The following is a 15,611-nucleotide window of genomic DNA, read 5'->3' as shown; positions in this document are numbered from 1 at the left end:
CATCACCGTCGTCGCGTTCGTGCTCGCGGCGGGCGCTGCGATGTGGCTCTCGATGAGCACGATCGGCGGCCGGTAGGTCCGGCAGAATGCGGGCCATGCCGATCGCACTACGCCTCCACGCGCCGATGGCGCTGCCCTGCGACCCGAACTGCTCGATCATCCGGGACGCGGTGGTGGACGTCGACGCGGAAGGTCGAATCCTCTACTGCGGTCCGCGCGTCGACGCACCGGCTCGGCCCGCGGACGCCCTGGTCCGGGAGTGCAGCGGAATCCTGCTGCCCGGACTGGTCAACTCCCACGCCCACAGCCCGATGACCCTGCTGCGCGGCATGGGCGCGGACCTCCCGCTGCTGCCGTGGCTGCAGGACGTGATCTGGCCCGCCGAGTCGCGGCTGCGGCCCGCCGACATCCGGGCGGGCATGGAGCTGGGCTGCGTGGAGATGCTGCGCGCGGGCGTGACCACCAGCGCGGAGATGTACTTCGGCGGTGAGTCGGTCGTCGAGGGCGTGCTCGCCGTCGGCTCGCGGGTGGTGCTGGCCTCCGCCGTGATCGACACGCCCGCGCTGAGCGCCTTCGGCACCTGGCAGGGCATGGTCGACGGGATCAGCGGCTGGATCGACGCCGACGGGCTGCGCTTCGGCTCCGGCGAGCGGGTCGAGCTCGCCTACGGCCCGCACTCGGCCTACACGCTGCCGCCGGAGGCGCTGGAGACCATCGGCGGGGCGGCGCGGCAGCGCGGCGCGCTGGTGCACACCCACGTCGCGGAGACCCTGCAGGAGGACGTCGCCCAGCGCGAGGAGTTCGGTTCGGTGCCCGCGCTGCTGGAGAAGGTCGGGCTGCTGGGCGGGCGGGTGCTCGCCGCGCACGGTGTGCACCTCAGCGACGACGACATCGCGCTGTTCGCGCGGCGCGGCGTCGGGGTCGCGCACTGCCCCGGCTCCAACGCCAAGCTCGCCTCCGGCACGGCGCGGCTGGTCGACCTGCTGGCCGCGGGGGTCGCGGTCGGCCTGGGAACCGACGGTCCGTCGGCCAACGACGACCTCGACCTGTGGGAGGAGGTCCAGCTCGCGGGCCTGTTCGCGCGCACCGTCACCGGCGAGGCCACCGCGCTGAGCGCGGACGCGGCGCTGCTGGCCGCCACCCGCGGCGGCGCCGACGCGATGCACCGCGACGACATCGGCGCGCTGGAGCCCGGCCGCTGGGCCGACGTCGTGCACCTGGACGTCGACAACCCGGCGTTCGCCACCGGCCTGGACGCCCCGGACGACCAGGTGCTGGCCAACGTGGTGTGGGCGGCGGGTTCGCGCTGCGTGCGCGACGTCTGGGTCGCGGGCGAGGAGGTCCTGCACGACCGGGAACCCACCCGCGTCGACCGCAGGCGCGTCCAGGCCGCGGCCCGCACCGCCGCCGCCCACGTCAGGGGCTGACCGCCCGGCTCCTCCGGGTGGCCGCACCGGCCGCCCGGAGGGATGGCGTGTTCAGAGCTGTCTTCGGGCTCACCTCGCGTGGCGGAACCTCAGGCGCCCTCGGGGCTCCGGGATCTTCTTCTCACGTATCACCCATACGCCGCGAAAAAGCTGTCCTCGCCGGAGAACGCCTGCGAACCCGCGGCGGTGCCGGTTGCGAGAGTGGGCCAAGCGGCCGCTTCAAAGACCGGAAACAGGCTCTCAGGCCGGGCGGATGACCAGCTCGGTCATGTGCGCGTCGCGGGAGGACCGCACGGCGGAGACGATCGGCTCGGCCACCGACTCCGGGCGCAGGTAGTTCTCCGGCTCGAACTCGCCGCCCTCGGCGGCGCGCACCCCGCGCTGCATCTCGGTGGCGGTCCGGCCGGGGAACACCGAGGTCACGCGGACTCCGCTGGCCGCTTCCTCCGCGCGCAGCACGTCGGCGAACGCGCGCAGCGCGAACTTGCTGGCCGCGTAGGAGCCCCAGTTCGGCTTGGCCGACAGGCCCGCGCCGGAGTTGACCAGCACTACGTGCCCCTTCGCCGCGCGGAGCGCGGGCAGCAGCAGGCGGGTCAGCTCGGTGACCGCGAAGAGGTTGAGCTCGAAGGTGCGGCGCCACGAGTCCGGCGGCGCGTCGGCGACCGGCGCCAGCTCGACCAGCCCGGCGCTGTGCACGAGCACGTCCAGGCGGTCGATCTCGGCGACGGCGGCGGCCACCGACTCGTGGTCGGTGAGCTCGACGGGCCAGGGGCGGGCGCCGGGGATGTCGGCGGTGACTTTCTCCAGAGCGGTGGTGTCGCGGCCGCCCAACAGCAGGTCGTGCGTGTCGGCCAGCGAGCGGGCCACGGCGGCACCGATGCCACGTGAGGCACCGGTGACCAGGGCAATCGGTCGTTCGGGCATACCCAGAACGGTAGTCGGGCCGTTCCGGCGCCCCTCGACCGGCCGTCCCACCAGGCGGTCGCGGTCTTGACTGCGGCGGGTGCGTCGGCTTAGGACTGCCCGGTGAACAGCGCCGAAGCCGCCGCACCCGGGCTGGAGAACCGCGTGGTCCGCAAGGTCGCGGTCCGGCTCATGCCCTTCCTCTGCCTGCTCTACTTCGTCAACTACCTGGACCGGGTCAACATCGGCTTCGCCGGCCCGAACGGGATGAACGAGGAGCTCGAGCTCACGGCCACCGTGTTCGGGTTCGCCTCGGGGATCTTCTTCCTCGGCTACCTCGTGCTGGAGGTGCCCAGCAACCTCGCGCTGCACCGCTTCGGCGCCCGCAAGTGGCTGGCCAGGATCATGATCTCGTGGGGCGTGGTGGCCACCGCGATGGCGTTCGTGCCGAACGCGACGACGCTGGTGGTGCTGCGCTTCCTGCTCGGCGTGGCCGAGGCGGGCTTCTTCCCCGGCATCATCCTGTACCTGACCTACTGGTTCCCGGCCGCGCAGCGCGCGAAGGCGGTGGCGCTGTTCATGGCGGCGGTGCCGGTCTCCAGCGCCATCGGCGCGACCGTCTCCAGCGTCCTGATCAGCAGCGGCGAAGGGGTCTTCGGGCTGTCGGGCTGGCGGTTCATGTTCGTGGTCGAGGGCGTCCCGGCGATGCTGCTGGCCGTGGCCACCTGGTTCTACCTGACCGACCGCCCCGACCAGGCGAAGTGGCTCGAGCCGGAGGAGCGCCGGTGGCTGACCGAGCGGCTGGAGGCCGAGCGCCGCGAGACCGAGGCGAGCCACCACTGGCCGCTGCGCAAGGCGCTGACGCACCCGCGGATCATCGCCCTGGCGTTCGTCTACTTCGGAATCGCCTACGGCCTCTACGCGCTGGGCTTCTTCCTGCCGACGATCATCGCCGGGTTCGAGCAGCAGTACGGCACCGAGATGACGACGGTCGAGTCCGGGCTGGTGACCGCGGTGCCGTACGTGGTCGGCGCGGTCGCGATGGTGATCTGGGCCGCCCACGGCGACCGCACCCGCGAGCGCGTGTGGCACGTGGCGCTGCCGATGCTGCTGGGCGGGGTCAGCATTCCCATCGCCCTGTACATGGGCAACCCCTACAGCGCGATGGTGGCGGTGACGATCTGCGCCGTCGGTGTCTGCGCCGCGCTGCCGACGTTCTGGGCTCTGCCGAGCAACTTCCTGTCCGGCGCGGCGGCGGCGGGCGGCATCGCCCTGATCAACTCGCTGGGCAACATCAGCGGTTTCGCCGCGCCCTACATCACCGGTGCGCTGCGCGACGTCACCGGCTCGCAGCGGGCCGGGCTGTGGGTGGTCGGCGCGGTGATGGTCGTCGCGGCGCTGGTGGTCCTCGTGCTGCGCGCGGCTCCGCGGGAGCGGACTCCGGTGCAGGCCGAGCCGGGCAGCGGCGTGGGCTAGCCGCTGAGCCTGCGCCCGAGGTCGCGCACCCGGCGGGTGATCTCGCCGGGCGCGTCCAGGCTGTACTCCGCGCCGAGCGCGGCGACGGCCGCGACGTACTGCGTCACCAGCTCCGGGGACTCCGCGCTCACGCGGACGGTGCACCGCTGGGGGCCGTGGTCCTCGATGTCGCCGGGCAGCGGCGCGAACAGGCCGGCCCGCACGTCCTCCGCCGGCAGCGCGACGCTGATCCGCGCCGTGTAGGTGTACCGGGCGCTGGCGAAAGACCTGGTCAGGTAGGTCGCGGCGTCCGGAGCGGGCAGCTCGCGGGGTTCGTGGTGCCGTCGGGTGGGGCTGGGCCGTTCGATCCGGTCGACGCGGAAGGTGCGCCAGTCCGCGCGGTCCGGGTCGTGGGCGAGCAGGTACCAGAAGCCCTGGACCGTGACCAGGTGGTGCGGTTCGACGCGACGCGCGCTCGGCTCGCCGCCGCGGCCCCGGTAGTCGAAGGACAGGATCTCCCGGTCCCGGCAGCACGCGGCCAGCACGGCCAGGACGGCCGGGTCCACGCGCGGCGTGGGATGGCGGTGCGGTGCCGCCGCGGTCGCGCCGGTTACGGCCGCCAGCCGCGGGCGCAGGCGCGCGGGCAGCACCTGTTCCAGCTTCGCCAGCGCCCGCATCGAGCTCTCCTCGATCCCGGCCACCCCGCGGTTGTCGGCCGTGGCCAGACCGATCGCCACCGCGACGGCTTCGTCGTCGTCGAGCAGCAGCGGCGGGAGGTCGCGGCCGGACACCAGCCGGTAGCCGCCCGCCGTGCCGGTGGTGCTCCGCACCGGGTAGTCCAGCTCCCGCAGCCGCTCGACGTCGCGCCGCACGGTCCGGTCGGTGACGCCGAGGCGGTCCGCGAGCTCGGCACCCGACCACTCCCGCCTGCTCTGGAGCAGGGACAGCAGACGCAGCAGCCGTCCCGGCATGCCCTTGCGGGTGGAGCCTCCGTCCATGCGATCGAGACTGCCACGCTTGCGGACAAGGTGTGTCCGGAACGCGCCCTAGCTTGGCGGTATGTCTGGAACAACAACGGAACTGAGCACCGCCATCGCCTCGCTCGCCGACCGCGTGCGCGGCCCCGTCTTCACCCCGGACGCCGCCGAGTACGACGCCGAACGGACCGGGTTCCAGCTCCTGGGTCCGCACCGCCCGGCCGTGATCGTGGGTGCGACCGACGCGCGGGACATCCGTGCCGCGGTCGGGTTCGCCGCCGCGCACGGTGCGCGGGTGGCGGTGCAGGCTGGAGGTCACGGGCTGAACGCGGCGCTTGAGGGCGGCGTGCTGATCGGCACCCGCCGCATGTCGGACGTCCGGGTGGATCCACGGGCCCGCACGGCGTGGGTCGAGGCGGGCGCGAACTGGCAGCAGGTGATCGACGCGGCCGCCCCGCATGGCCTAGCCCCGCTGGCGGGCAGCTCGCCAGGCGTGGGCGCGGTCTCCTACACGCTCGGCGGCGGCGTCGGGCTGATGGCCCGGCGCCACGGGTTCGCCTCCGACCACGTGCGCCGCTTCGACCTGGTCACCGCCGACGGGCACCTGCGGCGCGTGACTCCCGAGGAGGAACCCGACCTGTTCTGGGCGCTGCGCGGCGGTGGCGGCAACTTCGGCGTGGTCACCGGCATGGAGATCGACCTGGTGCCGGTCAACGCGCTGTACGGCGGTGGTCTGTACTTCGACGTCGAGCAGGTGCCCGGCGTGCTGGAGTCCTGGCGGCGCTGGACGGCCGACGTGCCGGAGGAGCTGACCTCGGCGGTGTCGATGCTGCCGTTCCCGGACCTGCTCGTGGTGCCGGAGGCGCTGCGAGGTCGGCACGTGGCTCAGATCCAGATCGCCTACCTCGGGGCGGAGGAGGAAGGCGCCAGGCTGGTCGAGCCGCTGCGCGCTCTCGGCCCGAGCTTGCGCGACACGCTGCGCGTGCTGCCCTTCAGCGAGTCGAGCAAGGTCTTCGACGAGCCCGACCAGGCCCACGCGTACCGGTCGGCAAACCTGCTGCTGCCCGATCTCGACCCCGAGGCGCTCGCCACGCTGCCCAAGCTCGCCGGACCGTCGGCGCCGGTCATGTGCGTGGTGGGCATCCGCCACCTCGGCGGCGCGCTGGCCCGTCCGCCGAAGACCGCGAGCGCCGTCGGCCACCGCGACGCCGGGTACTCGCTGGGGGTCCTGTCCCCCGTCGCACCCGGCGAGGAAGACCTCGTGCGCGCGACGCACCTCGAAGCCCTCGAACCGTGGCGGGGCGAGGAAATCGGGCGCTCGCTCAACTTCAGCTTCGGTCCGCTCGACGAGGAGCAGGTGCGCTCGGCGTTCGCACCGCGCGACTACCGGCGCCTCACGGAGCTGAGGGCCCGCCACGACCCGCACGCGCTGTTCCACAGCAACCACCCGATCCCGCCGGCGGGCGGCTGAGTCCTGTCTTTGCGGCTGCGCCGCTTCGAAGTCGAAGACAGACTCCGGAACGCGACGAGGCCCCCCGGCCGGCCGGCCGAGGGGCCTCGTGCTGCGACCGGTCACCGTGAGCCGGTACCGGCCGGGTCCGCGCGGAGCACCCCTGCGCGCGGACCCGCTGTCAGAACGCCGCCACGTCGACGTCCATCAGGGAGTTGTCCGCGGCCTCGACGATCTTGCGGCGGGACTTCAGCTCCGGCAGCACGTTCTTGGCGAAGAAGCGCGCCGCGGCGAGCTTGCCCTGGTAGAACGGCTTGTCCTTGGCCGACGAGCCCGCGTCGAGAGCGGCCAGCGCGACCTCGGCCTGCCGCAGCAGCATCCAGCCGATGAGCAGGTCGCCCATGCTCAGCAGCAGCGTCACCGCGTGCTGGCCGACCTTGTAGAGGTTGTCGACGTCCTCCTGCGACGAGGTCAGGAACCCGAAGATCGCGCCGAGCATGCCCTGCGCGTCCTCCAGGGCCGCGGCGACCAGCGCGCGCTCCTCCTTCAGCCGCTCGTCGGCGCCCTCGGCCTGCAGCGACTTCTGGATCTCACCCGCGAGGTGGCCCAGCGCCTGGCCGTTGTTGCGCACGATCTTGCGGAAGAAGAAGTCCTGCGCCTGGATCGCCGTGGTGCCCTCGTACAGGCTGTCGATCTTGGCGTCCCGGATGTATTGCTCGATCGGGTAGTCCTGCAGGTAGCCGGAGCCGCCCAGGGTCTGCAGCGACAGCGTCAGCATCTCGTAGGCCCGCTCCGAGCCGACGCCCTTGACGATCGGCAGCAGCAGGTCGTTGACCGCCTCGGCCAGCGCGACGTCCTCACCCGCGCCCTTGCCCTGAGCGACCTGGTCCTGGTAGGTGCCGGTGTAGAGGTACACCGCGCGCAGGCCCTCGGCGTAGGCCTTCTGCAGCATCAGGATGCGGCGCACGTCGGGGTGGTTGGTGATCGGCACGCGCGGCGCGGTCTTGTCGGTGGCCTTGGTCAGGTCCGCACCCTGCACGCGCTCCTTGGCGTAGTCCAGGGCGTTGAGGTAGCCGGTGGACAGCGTGCCGATGGCCTTGGTGCCGACCATCATCCGGGCGTACTCGATGACCTGGAACATCTGCGCGATGCCGTCGTGCACCTCGCCGAGCAGCCAGCCCTTGGCCGGCGTGCCGTGCTGGCCGAAGGTCAGCTCGCAGGTGGCCGAGGCGTTCAGGCCCATCTTGTGCTCGACGTTGGTCACGAAGGCGCCGTTGCGCTCGCCAGGCTCGCCGGTCTCGGAGTCGAAGTGGAACTTCGGCACCAGGAACAGGCTCAGGCCCTTGGTGCCCGGCTTGGTCTCCACGCCTTCGCCCTCGGGGCGGGCCAGCACCAGGTGCATGATGTTCTCGGTCATGTCCTGGTCGGCGGAGGTGATGAACCGCTTCACGCCGTCGATGTGCCACGAGCCGTCGGCCTGCCTGACCGCCTTGGTGCGGCCCGCGCCGACGTCGGAGCCGGCGTCCGGCTCGGTGAGCACCATGGTGGCGCCCCAGCCGCGGTCGATCATCAGCTTGGCCCAGCCGCGCTGCTCCTCGGTGCCGTTGTTCCAGAGGATCGTCGCGAAGTTCGGGCCCGCCATGTACATGTAGATGGCCGGGTTGGAGCCGAGGATCAGCTCCGCGGCCGCCCACACCACGGTCGGCGGGATGCCGTAGCCGCCGAGCTCGTCCGGCAGCCCCAGCCGCCACCACTCGCCCTCGATGACCTGCTGGTAGGACTTCTTGAACGCCTCGGGCAGCGTCACCGAGTGCGTCTTGGGGTCGAACTCGGCAGGCGTGCGGTCGCCCTCCTCGAAGGACTCCGCCAGCGGCCCCGTCGCGAGCGCGTTCAGCTCACTGAGCACACCGCGCACGGTGTCCTCGTCGGACTGCGCGAAAACACCGGTTCCCAGCCGCTCCTGGACCTTGAGCACCTCGAAGAGGTTGAACTCCAGATCGCGGACGTTGCTCTTGTAGTGGCCCATGCGAAGGCTCCCTCTTGCGCGCTTTGGACGGGCGGGGCCGGCTCACCCGGATTCCATGCCCTTACTCGTCGGTAACAAGAGGGTATTACCTGGCGGTAACTTCTGCCAAGGTGCTGTGGCGAAGCAGGCATGACTTCGCCATCCGGAACTCCACGTGCTCCGAAGTCGTTCCAACCGGCCATTTTCTCACTCTGCGTGTCTGGATGATGACAGTGCGGCCACGGAGCCGCAGGGGCAGCTCCCACTGCGAGTGACCAAGGCAACACTGGTTCCCGTGCGGCCACCGCCGGAATTCAGGTTGACCCTCACGTCGCGTGGGGCCGCAGGCTCGGAGCCGTGGAGGTGGGCGAAGTGAGCTACTCGGTGGGCGAGGTGGCCCGGCTGTCGGGAGTGACGGTGCGGACGCTGCACCACTACGACGAGGTCGGGCTGCTGGTGCCGAGCCGCCGGACGCGCGCGGGCTACCGCAGCTACTCCGACGGCGACCTGGACCGGCTGCGCCGGATCCTGTTCTACCGGGAGCTCGGCTTCGGCCTCGACGAAATCGCGGGCATCCTCGCCGACGGTGACGCCAAGGATCACCTGAGGCGGCAGCAGCACGCGTTGCTCGGCCGGATCGAGCGGCTGCGGCGGATGCTCGCGGCGGTGGAACGCGAGCTGGAGGCGAGTGACATGGGCGTCAACCTGACGCAGGAGGAGAAGTTCGAGCTGTTCGGGGACTTCGACCCCGACGACTACGCGGAGGAGGCCGAACAGCGCTGGGGCGGCACGGACGCGTACAAGCAGTCGCAGGAGCGGATGAAGTCCTACACCAAGCAGGACTGGGCGCGGTTCATGGAGTCGCAGCAGGCCATCGGCACGGCGTTGGCCGAGGCGTTCACCGACGGCGTCGCGCCCGACAGCGAGCGGGCGATGGACCTGGCCGAGCAGCACCGCGCCCACATCACGAAGTGGTGCTACGACTGCACGTACGAGATCCACCGCGGCCTGGGCGAGATGTACGTGTCGGACGAGCGCTTCACCGCCACCTACGACGAGATCGCGCCCGGTCTGGCGGTGTTCGTCCGCGACGCGATCATCGCAAACGCGAACCGCGCGGGGGCGTAGCCCTGCGAGGATGCGCGGATGGCGGGGTACGGCGTGCAGAGAGCGGTCCGTGCGGCGGTCGGTGCCGCGGCGGCGCACGGGGTGCGGGTGTCCGAGCCGGTCGTGCTGGCCGCCGGCTACAACGTGGTCGTCCGGCTCGATCCGGCACCGGTGGTCGCCAGGGTGGTCCTGGTCCCGGCCGTGCTCCGCTCCGATGTGGACGGTCTGGTCGCGCGCGAGATCGCGGTCACGTCGTTCCTGGCCGAGCGCGGGGTTCCCGCGGTGCGGCCCAGCGCGGTCCTGCCGCCTGGGCCGCACCACCACGACGGCCTGCGGGTGAGCTTCTGGGAACCGCTGCCGGCGATCTCGGAAGGCCTGCCCGGCGCGGCCGAGTTCGGCACCCGCCTGCGCGAGCTGCACGAAGCCCTGCGGGACCACCCCGCCCCGACACCGGCGCTGGACGTGCCGATCGGAGACGTCGAGGCGTTCCTGCGCAGCCCCTTCGCCACCCGCGACGACCTGGAGATGGCGCGGACGCTGGAGCGGATCGTGCCCGAGGTGACCGCGGTGCGCCCGGTGCAGCGCGTGCACGGCGACGCGCACCCGCGCAACCTGGTGCGCGCGGGAGGCACGTGGACGTGGACCGACTTCGAGGAGTCCTGCACCGCCCCGGTCTCATGGGACCTGGCCGTCATGCGCGGTACCGGCAGGCTCGACGGCGCCGAGGCGCTGCGCGCCTACGGGGGTGATGATGGGGAGCTGGAGCCGTTCCGGCTCCTGCGGGAGTTGCAGGCGACGGCCTGGGTGCGCACCCGGGCGGCGGTTGGAGGCGCATGACCGAGCAGCCGGCGTTCCCGCGGCAGGCGCGGTGGCGCCCGGCCGGGGCGAGCTGGGACGTGCTGGGCGCGGTCGCGCTCGGCGGCGCCCTCGGCTCGCTGCTGCGCTACGGCGCCGGGCTGGCGTGGCCGGGACCGTGGTCGACGCTGAGCGTCAACGTGGTGGGCTGCTTCGCCATCGGGGTGCTCATGTTCGTCATCACCGAGGTGGTCAGCACGCACCGGCTGGTACGCCCCTTCCTCGGTGTGGGCGTGCTCGGAGGGTTCACGACGTTCTCCACCTACGTAGCCGACGCCGTGCACCTGGTCGTCGACCATCGGCCCGGCCTCGCGCTGGTCTACCTGGGCGCGACGGTGGTCGCCGCGCTCGCGGCCGTCGTCGCCGGGGTCGTGTTCGCCCGCGTCTGCACCGGCTGGAGGAGGTGAGGAGCGTATGGGGCTCGACGGCAGCGCGCTGCGGCTCACCGCGCTCATAAGCGAGGCCGACACCTACGAGCACCGGCCGCTGTTCCACGAGATCGTCCGGCGCGCCCATCGCGCCGGACTGGCCGGCGCCTCGGTCTTCCGGGGCGTGGAGGGCTTCGGCGCGTCCTCGGCGATCCACACCACGCGGGTTCTTTCGCTGAGCGAGGACCTGCCGGTCGCGGTGGTCATCGTCGACACCGAGCAGCGGATCCGGGACTTCCTGCCGCAGCTCCGCGAACTGGTCGCCGGGGGATTGGTGCTGCTGGAGCACGTCGAGGTGGTCGTCGGCGGCCGTGAGGAGGAAACGTGACGTTCGTGCTGGTCGCGGTGGGTGGAGCGGTCGGCGCGTGCGTGCGGTTCCTTCTCGACCGCTGGATCCAGCGCAGGCACGACGCGGTCTTCCCGTTCGGGACGCTGACGGTGAACGTCGTCGGCTCGTTCGTGCTCGGCGTGCTCACCGGCGCCGCGCTCTCCGGCGTGCAGGCGCCGGCGGTGCAGCTCCTCGTGGGCGTGGGGTTCTGCGGCTCCCTGACCACCTACAGCACCTTCGGCTACGAGACCGTGCGGCTGTTCACCGAGGGCGCGCGGCTCCTGTCGGCGCTCAACGCGGTCACGACGGTGCTCGCCGGCATCGGGGCGGGAGTGCTCGGCGTGGTGGTCGCCGCGGCGGTGTGCGGCTGGCCCGGCTGACGCCCCGAATTCCGTTGGCACGGCGGGAAAATCGGTGGAGACGGCCGTCCGCTGCCGCCTACTCTGCTTCCCATGTCGTTGACGCTGCTCACGGGCTTCCTGCTGGTCATGCTGCTGACCTACGTCGTACCCGGCCCGGACTTCGCCATCGTGCTCCGGTACGCGACCAGGAGCAGGCGCGCGGGCAGGCTCGCGGCGGCGGGCGTGCTGACCGGCGTGTGCCTGCACGCCACCGCGGCGGCGCTGGGGCTCTCGGCCCTGCTCGCGAAGTCGGCGACGGCGTTCATGGTGGTCAAGGTGGTGGGCGCGGCCTACCTGCTGTTCCTCGGTGCGCAGGCCCTGTGGTCGTCGCGCCGCGGCGCCCCGCGGTCGGCCCCCGCACCGGTCGAGGACGGCACCCGCGACCGCCGGGCGTTCGTCCAGGGCTTTCTGACCAACGCGTCCAACCCGAAGGCGATGCTGTTCTTCGTCAGCCTGCTCCCCCAGTTCATCTCCGACGGCATGCCCGTCCTGCCCCAGACCCTGCTGCTCGGCCTGATCACGGTGGCGTTCGGCATCGTCTGGTGGGGCCTGTTCGTCGTCCTGGCCGACCGCATCCGCGGCTTCCTCGGCAGGCCCGCGGTGCGCCGCGTCCTCGACCGCGTCACCGGCGTCGCCTTCATCGGCCTCGGCATCCGCCTCCTGCGCACCCCCGCCGCCGCGGCGACGTGATCAGGCCGAGGGCCGCATCCAGCCGCGACGCACGCCCTCGTCGATCATCTCCCGCGCCGCGGACCACAGCGACGACGACGCGTCGCCGATGACGGACTTGCGCCTGCGGACGTCGTCGACGGTCACACCGGGTGCCTGCCAGGTACCGCCGCGCGCCATCCAGTTGAGCAGGAACGGCTGGAGGCGGTCCATGGCCTTGGCGAAGCGCGCTTCCGGCGTCCGGCGCTGCTCGAACTCGTCCCACAGCGCGCGGAAGTGCTCGGCCTGGTCGGCCGGGAGCAGCGGGAACAGCCGGTCCGCCGCGGCCCGCTCCCTCGCCTCCTGGTCGTGACCCGCCTCGGCGTCGTACAGCGGGGTGTCGCCTGCGTAGATCTCGATCAGGTCGTGCACCACGACGAGCTGGATCGTGCGCCCGACGTCGATCGGCTCGTCGGAGTACTCGGCCAGCACCGGCACCATCATCGCCAGGTGCCAGCAGTGCTCGGCGTCGTTCTCCCTGCGCTCCACCGCGGCCAGCGGCGACTGCCGCAGCACGGTCTTGAGCTTGTCGACCTCGACGAGGAAGTTCAGCTGCGCCCGAAGCCGCTCGGGAATGGCGGTGGGAAGGGGATTGCGCTCGCTCAGCAGGCGTTCATCGCTCACGTGCCCCGATGTTTTCAGCGCTGGCCAGCGCCGCGCAATCGGATTCTCCGCGCCGCCGACGGGCCGCGCGGCGTGCGCGACCCGTCGGTCGCCCGGGTCAGTCGAGCGGAGCGCAGGTCGCCGGGTCCGCCTGGAGCCGCGGGTCGTCGCGGCCCGCGCCCTGGACCGGGACGTCCGCGACGAGCGTGGCGACGCCGTCGCGAACCGCGTAGGTCACCCGCTCGCCCTCGAACGCCGAGTCGTCCGGCGTCGCGAAGGCGTTCACCCCGACCAGCAGGCGTCCGTCGGCCGCCGGGGTGCAGCCGTAGGAGGACAGCGCCCTGGCACCGCCGCCTTCGGCGAGGGTCAGCGGCTTGCCGTCGGCGGTGCGCACCGGGTGCAGCCCGGCCTCCGGGGTGTAGCGCCACGTCGTGTAGATGACCGTGTTGGCCCCGACCGACTCCGGGACCATCACCTCGTCGATGCCGTCGGCGTTGACGTCGACGGGGATCAGCGGCAGCCCCCGGGCGTTGCCGCTCACCACGGCGTCGGTGAACTCCTCGCTCAGCCCGGCACGCAGCAGCATCTGGTCGTCGGAAACCTGCCGCAACGACACCGGATCGGCGCGGCCGTCACCGTCGATGTCCGCCTTGACGCCGGGTTCCTGCGCGTGTGCGGGTGCCTGCGAGAGCACCGCCATCGACGCCGCGGCCACGCCGGTCACGAGCTTGCTCCTCATCTTCGACCTCCAGGTTCGGGTCCGGATCTGGAGACCGATGTGCACATCGTCTTCACCCCGGAAGACGTGGTGAACGCCTTCCGGGTTGCCTGCCGCCGCGATCTTCACGCCATCGCTGGAACTCCGGCGCCATGAATTGCGATGATGTCCCGGCGCGCCCGGGCGGTCCGGTGCCGCGCGAACTGCGGAGAAGGACGTGGACCTCGACACAGCGGACAAGCTCGCGTCGGTGCTGTCGGCCGGGCTCGCCGGCATCAGCCTGCTGCTGACGCTCGGCGCGCTGTGGATCACGCTGGCCGACCGCCGCGAACGCCGCCGCGGCGACCAGCTGATACGGGCGTGGATCCTGCAGAACCAGCAGGTGAGCGCGTTCGCGCCGGAACTGGCGGCGAATCCGCCGGTCGAGGGTCCCACACGGCCGTGGAACGCGGGGGCGACGGCTTCCGCGCAGGAGCAGCCGCCGGACATGTCCGCGAGCGCACCGGCGAACCCGTCGCAGGCGCCCTCCCCGTTCGTTCCGCCACGCCACGAGTGGGTGCCGTCCGCGGACCTGCGGCCTGCCCCGGGTTACGGCCAGCCACCTGACGCGGACCCCTACCCCGCGGCCGACGAAGACGCGGAGCAGGAGTCCGGGTGGTACGCGGAAGCCGGGGAAGTCGTCGGTTACGACCAGGGGTACGCACCACCGGTCAGCGGCGAAGAGACACCACCCGCCGGTCAGGCGCTACCACCCGCGGGCCCTCCACGGAGCGAGACGACGCAGAGCGTCCCGCCCCCGCCGAGCCGGCCGCAGCCGGCGTGGCCCGCGCAAAGCCGGCCGGTGCCCGCCTCGCCCCGGTTCCCCTGGGGCCAGCCCGCCTACGGTGAGGCACCGCGGACTCCGGCCCCGGCGGCCATGAGGCCCGCGCCGCGGTCCCGGCGGGGCGCGGTCGTCGCCATGCTGGCGGCCGCCGCCACCTGCGCGACGCTCTCCGCGGTCCTGTTCGTCGTCCTGTGAAGCACCACTGACGGCACTACGCTCCCGGCATGTTCAGGGACGGGCGCGGCGGCGGACCGATCGGAGCGAGCTCCGCTCGGGGCCGTCGAAAACGCCGCCGGACTGCCAGAATCAGGCCATGGTGACGAAGAATCGAGCCAGGGTGTCGGAGGGGGCGTCCCGGCACCGGGTCGCGGTGCTCGTCCGGGACGGGCTGCTGCCGATGGAGCTGGGCCTGGTCCACCAGCTCTTCGGGCAGGCCGCCGACGCCGACGGCGAAGCCCTGTACGAGCTGGTGACATGCGCGCTGGTCCCGGGGCCGGTGCGCACCGACGCCGACTTCCCGATCCTGGTCGACCACGGTCCGCAAGCCCTGGCCGACGCCGACACCGTGATCATCCCCGCCTCGCACGAGTTCGACGCCACCGAGACCGAGGGCAGGCTGCCCGAGCCGCTGGCCGACGCGCTGGGCAGGATCCGTCCGGGCACCCGGATCGCCTCGATCTGCACCGGGGCGTTCGTGCTCGCCGCCGCGGGCATGCTCGACGGCCGCCGCGCGACGACGCACTGGAAGTCCGCCGAGGACTTCCGGCGGCTCTACCCCGCTGTGCGGCTGGACCCCGACGTCCTCTACACCGACGAGGGCGACGTGCTGACCTCGGCGGGCGAAGCCGCCGGGATCGACCTGTGCCTGCACATGATCCGCAGCGACCACGGCGCGGCCATCGCCAACGACGTGGCGCGCTCGACGGTCGTCCCGCCGCACCGCGACGGCGGCCAGGCCCAGTTCATCAAGACGCCCGTGCCCGAGCCGGAGAGCTCGTCGACGGGCAGCGCCCGCGCCTGGGCCCTCAAGAACATCCACCTCCAGCTCAACCTCAGCGACCTGGCCAGCAGGGAGTCGATGAGCACGCGCACCTTCACCCGCCGCTTCCGGGAGGAGGTCGGCATCTCGCCCGGCCAGTGGCTGATCCAGCAGCGCATCGAGCGCGCCCGCCAGCTGCTGGAGGACACCGACATGCCGGTCGAGCAGGTCACCGAGAACGCGGGCTTCGGCACCACGGCCTCGCTGCGCCAGCACTTCCAGTCCGCGCTGGGGGTTTCGCCGAGCGCCTACCGCAACACCTTCCGCGGCACCTCGGTCGTCGAGGACGGTGAAGCGGAGCTGCAGGGCGCGGGCACATGAGAACGCGGTGATGGCCGAAGCCACCACCGCTTCCGCCGGATGCCCGGACTAGTGCGTCGTCGG

The 15,611-nt window shown here is 72.2% G+C and carries 16 protein-coding genes; 11 read left to right on the top strand and 5 right to left on the bottom strand.

Annotated elements, in window-relative coordinates; all coding sequences use genetic code 11:
* Positions 1 to 86 precede the first annotated feature (86 nt).
* A complete protein-coding gene (locus SACE_RS34990; protein WP_011875290.1) occupies positions 87 to 1,427 on the top strand; it encodes an amidohydrolase family protein in 1,341 nt (446 codons plus the stop codon).
* 240 nt (positions 1,428 to 1,667) lie between these two features.
* On the opposite strand, the gene SACE_RS34985 is transcribed toward SACE_RS34990, so the two are convergent.
* Complete coding sequence (locus SACE_RS34985; RefSeq protein ID WP_009944481.1) at positions 1,668 to 2,351, bottom strand: SDR family oxidoreductase; 684 nt, start codon at positions 2,349 to 2,351, stop codon at positions 1,668 to 1,670.
* Positions 2,352 to 2,453: 102 nt separating this feature from the next.
* Here SACE_RS34985 and SACE_RS34980 point away from each other — a divergent pair, with 102 nt between their 5' ends.
* The gene (locus SACE_RS34980; protein WP_009944483.1) at positions 2,454 to 3,806 is read left to right on the top strand and encodes an MFS transporter; all 1,353 of its coding nucleotides are present in this window, start codon (positions 2,454 to 2,456) and stop codon (positions 3,804 to 3,806) included.
* Here the strand turns inward: SACE_RS34980 and SACE_RS34975 are convergent.
* On the bottom strand, positions 3,803 to 4,783 hold the full coding sequence (locus tag SACE_RS34975) for a helix-turn-helix transcriptional regulator (RefSeq protein ID WP_009944484.1): 981 nt from the start codon (positions 4,781 to 4,783) through the stop codon (positions 3,803 to 3,805). The two genes, SACE_RS34980 and SACE_RS34975, sit on opposite strands and share 4 nt — an antisense overlap.
* A 61-nt stretch (positions 4,784 to 4,844) precedes the next feature.
* Between SACE_RS34975 and SACE_RS34970 the strand changes: the two genes are divergently transcribed.
* Complete coding sequence (locus SACE_RS34970) at positions 4,845 to 6,233, top strand: FAD-binding oxidoreductase (RefSeq protein ID WP_009944485.1); 1,389 nt, start codon at positions 4,845 to 4,847, stop codon at positions 6,231 to 6,233.
* Between the two features lie 160 nt (positions 6,234 to 6,393).
* On the opposite strand, the gene SACE_RS34965 is transcribed toward SACE_RS34970, so the two are convergent.
* Positions 6,394 to 8,238, bottom strand: coding sequence for an acyl-CoA dehydrogenase (locus SACE_RS34965; protein WP_009944486.1), 1,845 nt, complete (start codon positions 8,236 to 8,238; stop codon positions 6,394 to 6,396).
* Between the two features lie 351 nt (positions 8,239 to 8,589).
* Here SACE_RS34965 and SACE_RS34960 point away from each other — a divergent pair, with 351 nt between their 5' ends.
* The 6 genes from SACE_RS34960 to SACE_RS34935 all read left to right on the top strand — a co-directional run bounded on the left by SACE_RS34960 (position 8,590) and on the right by SACE_RS34935 (position 12,026).
* Positions 8,590 to 9,345 carry a MerR family transcriptional regulator gene (locus SACE_RS34960; RefSeq protein WP_009944487.1) on the top strand — a complete coding sequence of 252 codons (756 nt, stop codon included), beginning with the start codon at positions 8,590 to 8,592 and terminating at the stop codon, positions 9,343 to 9,345.
* Between the two features lie 18 nt (positions 9,346 to 9,363).
* The gene (locus SACE_RS34955) at positions 9,364 to 10,161 is read left to right on the top strand and encodes a phosphotransferase (RefSeq protein ID WP_011875289.1); all 798 of its coding nucleotides are present in this window, start codon (positions 9,364 to 9,366) and stop codon (positions 10,159 to 10,161) included.
* Positions 10,158 to 10,586: a fluoride efflux transporter FluC gene (locus tag SACE_RS34950; RefSeq protein ID WP_009944490.1), complete on the top strand. Its 429-nt coding sequence runs from the start codon at positions 10,158 to 10,160 to the stop codon at positions 10,584 to 10,586. Before SACE_RS34955 ends, SACE_RS34950 begins: the two co-directional genes overlap by 4 nt.
* Before the next feature lie 7 nt (positions 10,587 to 10,593).
* A complete protein-coding gene (locus SACE_RS34945; protein WP_009944491.1) occupies positions 10,594 to 10,935 on the top strand; it encodes a DUF190 domain-containing protein in 342 nt (113 codons plus the stop codon).
* Complete coding sequence (gene crcB, locus SACE_RS34940) at positions 10,932 to 11,315, top strand: fluoride efflux transporter CrcB (protein ID WP_009944492.1); 384 nt, start codon at positions 10,932 to 10,934, stop codon at positions 11,313 to 11,315. Before SACE_RS34945 ends, crcB begins: the two co-directional genes overlap by 4 nt.
* 72 nt (positions 11,316 to 11,387) lie before the next feature.
* Positions 11,388 to 12,026 carry a LysE family translocator gene (locus SACE_RS34935; protein ID WP_011875288.1) on the top strand — a complete coding sequence of 213 codons (639 nt, stop codon included), beginning with the start codon at positions 11,388 to 11,390 and terminating at the stop codon, positions 12,024 to 12,026.
* Here SACE_RS34935 and SACE_RS34930 read toward each other — a convergent pair whose 3' ends face one another.
* A complete protein-coding gene (locus tag SACE_RS34930) occupies positions 12,027 to 12,668 on the bottom strand; it encodes an HD domain-containing protein (protein WP_009944496.1) in 642 nt (213 codons plus the stop codon). It abuts the gene before it with no gap.
* 97 nt (positions 12,669 to 12,765) lie between these two features.
* Positions 12,766 to 13,386: a hypothetical protein gene (locus SACE_RS34925; RefSeq protein ID WP_143538032.1), complete on the bottom strand. Its 621-nt coding sequence runs from the start codon at positions 13,384 to 13,386 to the stop codon at positions 12,766 to 12,768.
* Positions 13,387 to 13,582: 196 nt separating this feature from the next.
* Between SACE_RS34925 and SACE_RS34920 the strand changes: the two genes are divergently transcribed.
* Positions 13,583 to 14,383, top strand: a complete 801-nt coding sequence (locus SACE_RS34920; RefSeq protein ID WP_009944498.1) for a hypothetical protein — start codon at positions 13,583 to 13,585, stop codon at positions 14,381 to 14,383.
* Between the two features lie 118 nt (positions 14,384 to 14,501).
* Entirely contained in the window at positions 14,502 to 15,548 is a 1,047-nt protein-coding gene (locus tag SACE_RS34915) for a GlxA family transcriptional regulator (RefSeq protein ID WP_173401332.1), read from the top strand.
* The last annotated feature ends 63 nt before the right edge of the window (positions 15,549 to 15,611 follow it).

The organism is Saccharopolyspora erythraea NRRL 2338, assembly GCF_000062885.1.
GTDB lineage: Bacteria > Actinomycetota > Actinomycetes > Mycobacteriales > Pseudonocardiaceae > Saccharopolyspora_D > Saccharopolyspora_D erythraea.
The sequence above is the reverse complement of the archived record's forward strand: the minus strand, read 5'-3'. Positions and strand labels throughout refer to the sequence as shown.